9 protein-coding genes and 1 pseudogene are annotated in these 11938 nt (G+C 39.4%); 2 read left to right on the top strand and 8 right to left on the bottom strand.

The genetic code is table 11. The features are described from left to right. Positions 1-108: 108 nt before the first annotated feature. The 3 genes and pseudogenes from pyk to HMPREF3103_RS02320 all read right to left on the bottom strand — a co-directional run. Positions 109-1515: pseudogene (pyk, locus tag HMPREF3103_RS02330) on the bottom strand (pyruvate kinase); the annotation flags it as partial. 25 nt (positions 1516-1540) lie between these two features. Further along, complete coding sequence (gene pfkA / locus HMPREF3103_RS02325; RefSeq protein WP_005605729.1) at positions 1541-2506, bottom strand: 6-phosphofructokinase; 966 nt, start codon at positions 2504-2506, stop codon at positions 1541-1543. Between the two features lie 98 nt (positions 2507-2604). Continuing rightward, entirely contained in the window at positions 2605-5958 is a 3354-nt protein-coding gene (locus HMPREF3103_RS02320; RefSeq protein WP_070437073.1) for a DNA polymerase III subunit alpha, read from the bottom strand. A 139-nt stretch (positions 5959-6097) separates the two neighbouring features. Here HMPREF3103_RS02320 and HMPREF3103_RS02315 point away from each other — a divergent pair, with 139 nt between their 5' ends. Further along, entirely contained in the window at positions 6098-6280 is a 183-nt protein-coding gene (locus tag HMPREF3103_RS02315) for a YjzD family protein (protein WP_049554449.1), read from the top strand. 303 nt (positions 6281-6583) lie between these two features. Here the strand turns inward: HMPREF3103_RS02315 and queA are convergent, their stop codons facing one another. From queA to HMPREF3103_RS02295, 4 genes are all read right to left on the bottom strand, one after another. After that, on the bottom strand, positions 6584-7621 hold the full coding sequence (queA, locus tag HMPREF3103_RS02310; protein WP_049554448.1) for a tRNA preQ1(34) S-adenosylmethionine ribosyltransferase-isomerase QueA: 1038 nt from the start codon (positions 7619-7621) through the stop codon (positions 6584-6586). A 14-nt stretch (positions 7622-7635) separates the two neighbouring features. Next, the gene (gene ruvB, locus HMPREF3103_RS02305; RefSeq protein WP_049554447.1) at positions 7636-8643 is read right to left on the bottom strand and encodes a Holliday junction branch migration DNA helicase RuvB; all 1008 of its coding nucleotides are present in this window, start codon (positions 8641-8643) and stop codon (positions 7636-7638) included. A 12-nt stretch (positions 8644-8655) separates the two neighbouring features. Next, complete coding sequence (ruvA, locus tag HMPREF3103_RS02300; protein ID WP_070437072.1) at positions 8656-9243, bottom strand: Holliday junction branch migration protein RuvA; 588 nt, start codon at positions 9241-9243, stop codon at positions 8656-8658. 143 nt (positions 9244-9386) lie between these two features. Beyond that, positions 9387-9926: an NADPH-dependent FMN reductase gene (locus tag HMPREF3103_RS02295; RefSeq protein ID WP_049554445.1), complete on the bottom strand. Its 540-nt coding sequence runs from the start codon at positions 9924-9926 to the stop codon at positions 9387-9389. Positions 9927-10348: 422 nt separating this feature from the next. Here HMPREF3103_RS02295 and HMPREF3103_RS02290 point away from each other — a divergent pair, with 422 nt between their 5' ends. After that, a complete protein-coding gene (locus HMPREF3103_RS02290) occupies positions 10349-10534 on the top strand; it encodes a PspC domain-containing protein (protein ID WP_005605744.1) in 186 nt (61 codons plus the stop codon). 347 nt (positions 10535-10881) lie between these two features. Here the strand turns inward: HMPREF3103_RS02290 and pta are convergent, their stop codons facing one another. Continuing rightward, positions 10882-11871: a phosphate acetyltransferase gene (pta, locus tag HMPREF3103_RS02285; RefSeq protein ID WP_049554444.1), complete on the bottom strand. Its 990-nt coding sequence runs from the start codon at positions 11869-11871 to the stop codon at positions 10882-10884. Positions 11872-11938: the final 67 nt, after the last annotated feature.

The following is an 11938-nucleotide window of genomic DNA, read 5'->3' as shown; positions in this document are numbered from 1 at the left end:
ATCTTTGAAGCACTTACACTTACGCTCTCGATTTTATAAAAAAAAGGCTTGAACAAACCTTTTAGATTCGTTCAAACCTTTTGATTATTGAATGAATTATAAGCGAGCTACTTTCATCATGTTTGTTGTACCTTTAATTCCTAAAGGAACACCAGCAGTGATGATTACTAAGTCGTTTTCTTTAGCAGTGTGGTGGTCACGTACTGCTTGAAGACATAATTCAAACATTTCGTCAGTTGATTTAGCGCGATCAACGATTACTGGTTTAACACCCCAGATTAATGCTAAGGCACGTTGTTGACGTTCTGTTGAAGTGACACCTAAGATTGTTGCGTCAGGACGGAATTTAGAAATCATTTTCGCAGTATGTCCTGATTCTGTTGCAGCAACAATTGTTTTAACTTTTAAGTTTTTAGCTGTATGTGCTACTGAACGACCAATCGCTTCAGCTACATCGTTTTCGTTGAATGCTTTTAATTTGAATTTGTCACGTACACGGATTTCTTGTTCTGTACGAACACAGATATTTGCCATTGTACGAACTGCTTCTACTGGGTAATCCCCTGCTGCAGATTCACCAGATAACATAACTGCATCTGTTCCGTCGAAGATAGCATTCGCTACGTCACCAACTTCCGCACGTGTTGGACGTGGGTTACGTTGCATTGAATCTAACATTTGAGTAGCAGTAATAACTGGTTTACCTAATGTGTTACATTTCTTGATTAACATTTTTTGAACGATCGGAACTTCTTCCGCAGCGATTTCAACACCCATGTCTCCACGAGCAACCATTAAACCGTCAGATAAAGCTAAGATTTCGTCAATATTGTCGATACCTTCTTGGTTTTCGATTTTTGGAATAATTTGAATGTGTGTTGCATTATGTTCTTTTAATAAATCGCGAATTTCTTGAACGTCTGAAGCACGACGAACGAAACTTGCTGCGATGAAGTCAATATCATTTTCAATACCGAAAATAATATCTGCACGGTCTTTTTCAGTGATACCAGGTAATTTTGTTTTAACACCAGGAACGTTAATACCTTTTTTGTTTTTAACAACACCGCTGTTGTTTACGACGCAGACAATTTCTCCATTTGCGTGGTCTACTTCAGTAACAGCTAAACCTACTAAACCGTCATCTACTAAGATAATTGATCCAGGTTTAACATCGTTGATTAATTCTGGATAAGTAATAGAGAATTTTTCTTTTGTTCCTAGCACTTCAGTCATTGAAATACGAACCACATCACCAGTGTGGAATTCAATCGCACCATTTTCCATATCATGTGTACGGATTTCAGGTCCTTTAGTATCTAAAAGAATCGCGATTACTCGTCCAGTTTCTTTACGAATTTTTTTGATTGTATTGATACGTGCTAAATGCTCTTCATGGTCACCATGTGAGAAGTTTAGTCGCGCAACGTTCATTCCTGCTTCTGATAAAGCAGCTAATTTTTCTGGAGCTTCACTAGCTGGCCCAATTGTACATACGATTTTAGTTCTTTTCATTTTGTCCTTGACTCCTTTAATTTTTTTAGAAAGAAATTTCTTTATTTAATTGATACAACTCTAAGTTAGGTAAATGTTTGCCGTTTGCTAATGTTTCAACGATATCACTGTAGATAATTTCTTCAGCTTTAACGCCAACACAAACGCCACCGATATCTTCTTTTAACAAATCGATTGCTTTGGCACCCATTCGGCTTGCAAGAACGCGGTCACGAGCACTAGGAGCTCCCCCACGTTGAACGTGTCCGAGAACCGTAACACGAGTGTGGAAATCACTATCGTATTCACGTAATTTTTTGGCCAGTTCGTCCCCTGACATTACGCCTTCCGCTAGAAGAATTAACGTATGTTTCTTCCCATTTAAACGTCCTTGTTTGATTTCTTTTGCAACAGCTTCTAAATCAAAATCTTGTTCAGGAATTAAAATTTGTTCTGCACCACTAGCAACCCCTGTCCAAAGTGCAATATCTCCAGCACGGCGACCCATAACCTCAACGATAAACGTACGAACGTGTGATGTCGCAGTATCGCGAAGACGGTCTAGCGCTTCTAATACAGTATTGATTGCAGTATCGAAACCAATTGTATATTCCGTACCAGGAATATCATTGTCAATCGTTCCTGGAACCCCAACTGTTGGGAAACCAAGCTTCGTTAAAGCAACGGCACCTTGATAGCTTCCGTCACCACCGATAACAACAAGACCTTCAATACCGAATTTCTTTAATTGTTCAATCCCTTTTTCTTGTCCTTCGCGATTTGCGAATTCAGGATAACGCGCAGAATACAAGAATGTACCCCCACGACCAATCATGTCGCTCACGTCAGACGGATTTAATTTACGAATATCACCAGCCACTAAACCGGCAAAACCGTAGTTAATTCCATAGACTTCAAAGCCTTCATAAATACCCTTACGTACAATGGCACGTACAGCGGCATTCATCCCTGGAGCGTCTCCTCCACTTGTTAAAACAGCAATGCGTTTCACAAAGATTCACCTCTTAGATTTATTTTTACTGGAACAAGCCCATTTGTTCTCATTTTATCACTTTTTAGAACAAATGTCTTTCATTTTCATAAACTTTTTCATTTTACAATTTTTATACATTCTTTATCTAAAAAGTCGATAAGACTAGGTATTAGCTTTGACTCAAGATTTACACCGTTTGCAAAAGAATTCTTTACGAGAGTCTTACTATTCACAAGGAATAATTCAACAGGTGTCACTCCTTTATATTTGGTCACGAGTTGTTTGATTTCCGCATATACTTCTGAAGTATGTTTTTCTGGACGAATCGCAATTTGCAACTTTTTAGATGAATCAGTTAGCAACTTATCAGCAAAACTCATAGGATACATACGATTTAACTGCAATTGCCATTGTCCTTTTTGTCCTCTCTTCACACGACCTTCCATAAGGACCATCGTATTTTGTTGAAGATGCTGATAGATTTCAGCAAGTGTTGATGGAAAGACAACTACATCGATCATCCCAGACGCATCTTGAAGTGTGACATACGCCATTTGCTCTCCTTTACGAGTGGAGATTTTACGAATGGCCACAATCAATCCTACAAAACGCATATATCCTTCTTCAAAAACAGTTTGAATGGCTTGAATCCATCCACTCTTCAAAAGAGGATCGTATTTCGAGGAAGGATGTGGCGAAACTGAAAATCCTAGCACTTCGATTTCTTCTCCAATGCGTTGGAGGAGCGGCTCTTCTTCTACATGAGTGAAGGCTACTTCTAAGTCATCCTCAAGTGATAAATTCAATCCATGGAATTTCACACTTTTAGCAACAGCATCCACATTCGCCTTCAGCGTCGCCCGTGTTTCACCAAACTCATCAAAGGCTCCCGCATTAATTAACGCTATTAAAAGTGGTTCTTTTGTATATTGAGCACCCATTCGATATGCAAAGTCTTGGAACCCTTTGAACGGTCCATACTCATAACGGTTCTTCACGATACTTTCAACAAAGTCTCGTCTAATTCCTTTAATACTGTTGAGACCGACAATAACACCACTATCGTTCGCTACGAAATCAGCAAAACTATTATTGATACTTGGTGGCAATATTTTAATCCCTAATTGACGCGCTTCTACAAGATAGTCTTGTAACTTCGATGATTTCGCACTCGCGTTTTGGAACAAGGCTGTAAAGAACGCTGTAGGATAGTTTGCCTTTAAGTACGCCAATTGATAAGACAGCATCGCATAAGCTACTGCGTGTGATTTATTAAATCCATAGTTGGCAAACTTTTCAATGTAGTCGTAGACCGTCTCGGCATCTTCTTGTTTGTATCCTTTTGAAACGGCGCCTTGCACAAATTTTTCTTTTTGTGCAGCGATAGTTTCACTATTCTTCTTACCAATCGCACGACGTAAAATATCCGCTTCTCCTAAAGAAAAACCAGCCATTTCACTTGCAGCTTGCATAACTTGTTCTTGGTAGACCAAAATACCATAGGTTGGTTCAAGAATCCTTTGAAGAGATGCATGCGGATACTGAACGATTTCTGTTCCTTTTTTACGATTAATAAAATGAGAAATTTGCTCCATTGGTCCTGGACGGTACAACGAGAGTACTGCCACTAAATCTTCGAATTCAGTTGGTTTCATTTCCTTCAAAACACGGCGAATACCGTCTGACTCGAATTGAAAAATCCCGTTCGTCTGTGCTTTTTGGAAGAGTTCAAACGTACGAGGGTCGTCTAGAGGAATCTTCGTAATATCCAATTCTTTTTTCGTAATCTTTTGAGTTTGTTGGATTGCCTTATGCAGCAATGTCAGGTTACTTAACCCAAGTAAGTCCATCTTGAGAAGACCCACTTTTTCAACAGCCTGCATCGCATACTGCGTTAGCATCCAATCTGCTTCCTGAAATGACGCCAAATACCCTTTGTCTCGTTTCATTAAAGGAACTGTCTTTGTCAAATCTTCTTGCGATAATACAACACCTGCAGCATGGACTGATGAATGACGAGGAAGACCTTCCAGAGCTCTGGCCACTTGGTATAGTTTGCGATTGCGCTCGCTACTTTCCACATGTTCTCGAAATGCTTTATTTTCTTTATAGGTCTGCTCTAATGTTACTTTCCCTTGAGCGATATTATTTGAAAACTTCTGAACTGTAATGATGTTTTCGCCAAAGACTTTACATACATCACGTATCACTTGTTTCGCTCCAAGCGTACCAAATGTCACGATTTGTGCTACATTTTGATTTCCATATTTTGAAACGATATATGCTAAAATATCTTCACGCTTATCATCAGGAAAATCCAAGTCGATATCAGGCATTGTATAACGTTCACGGTTTAAGAAACGTTCAAATAGCAAGTGATAACGAATCGGATCAACACCTGTAATATGTAAGAGATACGCTACAAGTGAACCTGCCGCAGATCCACGACCAGCTCCGGTTTGAATGCCTTTCTCGCGCGCTTGACGCATAATATCCCAAACGATTAGGAAGTAATCATCAAATCCCATTTCATGAATAACAGCCAACTCTTCTTTAAGACGGTTCACATAAACAGGTGTCGTTACCCCCATCTCCAGCATAGCAGCCTCACATAATTCATAAAGGAACTCTGCACTCGTCTTCCCACCTGGAACTGGGAATTTAGGGAGCATGGTGTCTCTTAGAGGAATCTCTACCACTAAATCTTTTGTAAACTTTTCTAAGTTAGAAAGAAGCACTCCACCTTCTACCACTTGGAACACCTTCGCCATCGAAGTCGCTTCTGGTAAAGATTCACTCCCTGATGCATCTTCTTGAGTAAACGAGAGAGTTTCCCCTAGTCGAATCGCTTGTAAAACCTTCCAAGGGAAATAATCAGTTGTATTTAAATAACGAGAGACGCTAAAGGCAACTGGAATCACACCAGCAGCTTCAATCCCTTCACGCATTGTGTCGAACTCACCGCGTTCAACCATTTCACGAGTAATCCCTACAGCAATCTCAACGCCAGCATACTCTTCCTTCACAGCTCCTAGAACTGCTTCAAGTCTGCCCTTAGAATGCGCCGCAACCCACTCACTATCCATTGGAGGAAGAACGATTTTCACATCCTCGCTATGAGTGGCAATCCACTCCGTCATCTCCTTTGTCCAAGTAAGCCCTTGTTGATAAAGGGTTGAAAGTTTCAGGAGGGATTCGTACCCCTTAGCGCCTTTTGCATAGACGATGAGCATTTCTTTTCTAGAAGCATCACTCTTCCAGGCAACCTCGAATGTACATCCTAGAATCGGTTGAATTCCATTTTGAATACAGCGCTCATAAAACTCCACTGCGCCGTGCAATACACCATCATCTGTTAGGGCCAATTGTTTATAACCTAATAATTTTCCAGTCGCAACATATTCATTTAAACGAATCGTGCTCTTGAGTAATGAATAGCTACTGAATACTTGTAAAGTTGTAAACGGCATAAGGTTCCTCCTCTCATATTTGTCGTCTTATTATAGCATATCTTCCCCATTCGCGCTCCCTTTTGGAAAGTTTTTCAACCCATCTATTGTCAAAAGAATCTCCCTTGTACTATAATGAGAAGTGAAAGAAGGGTTGTCCGTGAAATATATTGTTACCATCGTATGGGGATTGATACTTAGCCAAGTTACTTACTATTTAGGAAGTGCACTCTCTCAAACACCTTACAACGTACAAAGTGCCGTAACCGTAGGAGTACTCGTAACCACAGCTATCTTTATCATCCAACACGTATTTATGAAATCAAAAGAAAACAGAAGTTAAGAGTTGAACCTTAACTTCTGTTTTTTTATTTTATAAGCACACACTAAGAATGTCTCTCTCCTTTTAGCAATGTTCTGTATAAATCGCACAAAAGGACCGTGGGCAAATGAAGAAGCATAGGGATTCTATGGTAGAAGTAATAGCGATTAGTAATCGATGTGAATTACTGACTCTGGAAATTCATTTCCTAGAGTCAGTTTGAAGCTCGGTAGGATTGAGACAAAAGGCTCAATCCGATACAGCTATTATCTCTACCATGAAGAGTTCCCTATGGTTCGTAGTTAGACCGAAGGTCTTTTTCCTTTATTTATGCACAAACATTGCATCGCCAAAACTAAAGAAGCGGTAACGTTCTTCGATGGCGTGCTGATAGGCTTCTAGTGTGAATTCACGACCAAGATAAGCACTGACAAGCATCACAAGCGTTGATTTTGGTAAGTGGAAATTCGTCACAAATGCATCCACCACACGGAACTCATACCCAGGAGAGATGAAAATATCCGTCCATCCACTCGCAGGCACCACATGCCCATCGTTGTCTCTAGCAACCGTTTCTAACGTACGAATCGAAGTCGTCCCAACAGCAATCACTCGTTTACCAGCTTTTTTAGTCGCTTCAATCATATCCGCAGTTTCTTTTGACACATTATAATACTCTGAATGCATCTTGTGGTCTTCAAGAGAATCCACAGAAACAGGTCTAAACGTTCCTAGACCAACATGCAGCGTTACTGGAACAATATTCACGCCCTTCTCACGGATTTTTTGCATTAATTCTTCCGTAAAGTGCAAGCCAGCTGTAGGTGCTGCTGCAGATCCATTTTCTTTAGCATAAACGGTTTGATAACGTTCTTTATCTTCTAAACGCTCTTTAATATAAGGTGGTAAAGGCATTTCCCCAAGAGATTCCAACACTTCTAGGAATACTCCTTCGTATGAAAACTCGATGATACGTCCACCTTGTTCTAATTCTTCGACAACCGTTGCTTTAAGTCGGCCATCTCCAAAAGAAACAACACTACCCACTTTCATACGTTTGGCAGGTTTTACAAGTGTTTCCCACTTGTCACCTTCCGTATTCGTTAATAGTAAGGCCTCAATATGAGCTCCTGTTTCTTCTTTTGTTCCATAAAGACGAGCTGGAAGTACACGTGTGTTATTCACAACAAGTGTATCTCCTTCTTCTAATTCATCTAGTAAATCAGAAAAATGTTTATCTTCAATGCTATGTGTTGTTTTATCCACCACTAATAAACGTGAAGACGTACGGTCTTTCAATGGAGTTTGAGCGATTAATTCTTCGGGTAAATCGAAGTCGAAATCTTTCGTTGTATAGTTCATTTCTATTTCCTTCCTTACGCTAAAGGATATAAGCGCCCTAAGTGAGCATATCCTTCCGGCGTCACCACACGACCGCGTGATGTCCGTTTTAAAAATCCAATTTGTAATAAATAAGGTTCATACATATCTTCAATGGTTTCCGCATCTTCTGAAATATTCGCCGCAATGGCACCAAGCCCAACAGGACCACCATCGTATAAATCGATCATCGCCGTTAATAATTTACGGTCAATATGATCTAACCCTTTAGCATCTACTCGCAAGACTTTTAGGGCTTGTTGCGTAATTTCTTTTGAAATCATCCCTTCTTCGTATACTTGAGAAAAGTCACGTACACGCTTTAAGAGACGATTGGCAATACGCGGTGTCCCGCGAGAACGAAGCGCAATCTCAAGAGCGGCTTCATCCTTAATTTCACTATCAAAGACATTTGCACTGCGTTTAACAATCTCAGACAGAGAAGCCTCATCGTAGTATTCCATATGTTCTACGATCCCGAAACGGTCACGAAGCGGTGCAGAAAGTGCCCCTGCACGAGTTGTTGCTCCAATCAACGTAAACGGCGGCAATGGAAAATGCACCGGATGTGCAGTTGGCCCTTGTCCGACTACGATATCCACAAAGAAATCTTCCATCGCTGAATACAGCATCTCTTCCACTACACGTGGCAATCGGTGAATCTCGTCGATAAATAAAACATCTCCTGCTTCTAAGTCGTTTAAAAGAGCGACTAAGTCTCCTGGGCGTTCAATCGCTGGCCCACTGGTTGTCTTAATACCAACTTCTAATTCATTAGCAATGACCATCGCAAGTGTCGTCTTCCCAAGCCCCGGAGGTCCGTATAGTAACACGTGGTCCAAGGCTTCAGAACGACTACGCGCCGCTTGAATATAAATGGCAAGTTCTTCTTTTACTTTTTGTTGCCCGATATATTGTTGTAACGTCTGTGGTCTTAGTGATAACTCGTCTTGTACTTCCACTTCGTCAGGCGGGTTTTGGTCAATAAAACGTTCTTCTTCCACGATAATCCTCCATTATTTCATCAATAGTTTAAAGGCCACTTTTAATGCCTCTTGCGTCGTACTTGGAGCAGTAGCTTCCAGTGACTTCCAAATCTTTGTAATTTCTTTTGCAGAATACCCAAGGCCCAGTAATGCTTCTTTCGCTTCTTCAAGAGTGGCTTGGTTCGTTGAAACGACTGCTTTCGTTGTTTCCTCTGGTAGTGCTTCAAACTTCCCTTTCAAGTCCAAAATAATTTGTTGCGCTGTTTTCTTACCAACTCCTGGGAATTTTGTTAAATAAGTGACATTCCCACTTTCTACAGCGTTCACGAATCCTTCTGTATCGTCATTTGCTAAAATACTCATCGCACTCTTTGGACCAATACCAGAAACACTAATTAATCGTTGGAATAATTCGCGTTCTTCGCTTGAGATAAATCCGTATAATGTAATCGAATCCTCACGAACAACTTGTTGTACTAAAACTTTAATTTGTTTTTTTAGAGAATCTTGCAAGCGGTATGGGTTTGCAAATACCACTTGATAGCCTACGCCATGCACATCAATAACAATAGCTGTTGGTAAGATATGCGCTAACTCTCCATTAAAATATTCATACATGAATAATGCTCCTTTTTATGTCTATATCAGTACAATTCTAGCATAACAGGAAGGTCTAGGGCAAATGTCTGTTCGTATACTGTTCAAAAAAAGCAGCCTCCTTCAAAGAGAGACTGCTTCCTTAAGTTAAGTTTGAAATTTAATTATGCATTTAATAATGCTTCAGCTTGTTTTTCAAGTCCTGCTACTACTTCATCGCTTAATGTAACAACACCAGTTCCCCAGGCTTCTGGGTTAATTGTTGCAGCTGTGAAATCACCTACTACTTGCATGCGTACAAATGGTAATAATGATTGATATGAAGCGAATAATTGATCATGCCCAGCTGCTGCTAATGCAGATACTGTTACTACTTTATCTTGTAAAATAGAAGGTCCACTTGGGTTTGATAAATCTAGAGCACGACTCATCCAGTCAATTAAGTTTTTCACTGTTCCTGGAATAGCAAAGTTATACACTGGTGAGAAAATCCAAATAGCATCTGCTTTACCGATAGCATCGCGTGCTGCTTGTACTTCAGGTAATACTGGAGTTTCTAAATCTTGGTTCATTAATGGAAGGTTTGAGTAGTCTAAGTATGATACTGTTGCTTTTCCTTCTAAAAGTTGTTCTGCTTTTTTAGCCATTTGGTGGTTAAAACTTCCTTTACGTAAGCTTCCTACTACAAATAAAATGTTTTTCATATTAAATTCCTCATTTCTTTTTCGTTGTTTTTCCAAGAAAGCGACGTCTTCTCTCTTGGCTTAATTAAAGATTATCATCACTTAAATATTAAAGCAATTTATTTGCTCATAAAAAATTATTATAAATTTAGAACCTCTAACAATGAACCAGAACCCTTGCTATCAAGAGATTTCTCAAATAGAAATCTAATAAATAATCTTTCGGATGAGATATATTATTTAATAATAAAGTATATAAATTTACTCCATTCTCATAATAAGAACATCAGCCGGAATATGAATATTTTGTGAAATTCACCGAAAATTCATATCTGTTTTTGAAAGAATCTAGTTCTTTCCGTGAAATGTAGTAAAACTAATTGTCTTCCATAAATAGCCTATGATACATTTAATATAATCTTAACAATTAGGAGTGATTTCATTTGGAAAAACGTTTAACACGTAATGTAAAAGAAAAGAAAATTATGGGAGTTTGTGCTGGTGTAGCTGATTACTATGGTATCGATGTTTCATTAGTTCGTATCGGCTGGGCAATATCTGTCTTAGCTGCAGGAACTGGAGCTTTAGCATACGCAGTTTTATCATTTGTACTTCCTGAAGGTGAATAATCGTTTTAAGTAAAAAAGCAGGTTTTAAACCTGCTTTTTTTGTGCTTTAGAAATATTCTATCTTCTTTTATGTAGTTGAGTTCGCCATCGCAGAAATCGCGAAGTCTCGCACCGCTCAGTAGCTTATTGATGTTCTCTTCATCACCTGTGATTCGGGAATATCTAATAAGCCTATATAAATAGAAAAACGACTCGCGATGCGAGTCGTTTTTGTCTTCTGTCTTTCTCTTGAAATCGGGCTCCAAAGTGCAAAAGCTCAAGCCTTTCTCACTTTGTCCGCACGACTATACTAGTCGCTTACGGCAAAGTTCGAACCGTCATCGCTTTTGAGCGCGCTTTGTCGCACCTTAGTTTTCCATCAACGCTTGGTTAGCTGTGATAATAGCTAGTTTGTAGACGTCTTCTTCGTTACATCCACGTGATAAGTCAGAGATTGGTTTGTTTAATCCTTGTAAGATTGGTCCGATTGCTTCGAAGTTACCGAAACGTTGTGCAATTTTGTATCCGATGTTACCTGATTGGATTTCTGGGAATACGAATACAGTTGCTTGTCCAGCTACTGGTGAGTCTGGAGCTTTTTGTTTACCAACGCTTGGTACGAATGCAGCATCGAATTGTAATTCTCCGTCGATGTTGTAGTTTGGAGCTAATTCTTGAGCGATTTTAGTTGCTTCAGCTACTTTTAATGCTTCTTCAGATTTAGCAGAACCTTTAGTTGAGAAACTTAACATTGCAACGTTTGGTTCAATACCGAATAATTCAGCTGTTTTAGCAGATTCTACTGCGATTTCAGCTAATTCTTGTGCGTTAGGGTTAATGTTGATTGCGCAGTCTGAGAATAAGTATTTCTTAGATTTGTCGCTGTTGATCATAATGAACGCACCACTTGTACGAGATACTCCTGGTTTTGTTTTGATGATTTGTAATGCTGGACGTACAGTGTCCCCTGTTGAGTGAACCGCACCAGATACTAATCCGTCTGCTAAGCCCATGTATACCATCATTGTTCCGAAGTAAGTTACGTCACGTAATAATTTTTGCGCATCTTCTTCAGATACTTTACCGTTACGACGTGCTACAAAGCTTGCTACCATTTCAGCATATTTATCGTCCGCATAAGTTTCAGGATCGATAATTTCTAAATGAGAAATGTTAAATCCACGAGCTTCTGCTACTTCATTAATAGCATCTACATTTCCAAGTAAGATTGGTTGGCAAAGTCCATCAGCTAATAAACGAACTGCTGCACCGATAATTCTTGGTTCATCTCCTTCTGGAAATACGATTTTAACGTCTTTCCCTTTCAATTTAAGTGATAATTCTTCAAATAATTCCACGGATATCCCTCCAAAAATTTGCTATCTTAATAATACACTAAATACTTTTAAAAAAACAGTACAATGT

It is taken from the genome of Granulicatella sp. HMSC30F09 (assembly GCF_001806915.1).
Taxonomy (GTDB): domain Bacteria; phylum Bacillota; class Bacilli; order Lactobacillales; family Aerococcaceae; genus Granulicatella; species Granulicatella adiacens.
The sequence above is the reverse complement of the archived record's forward strand: the minus strand, read 5'-3'. Positions and strand labels throughout refer to the sequence as shown.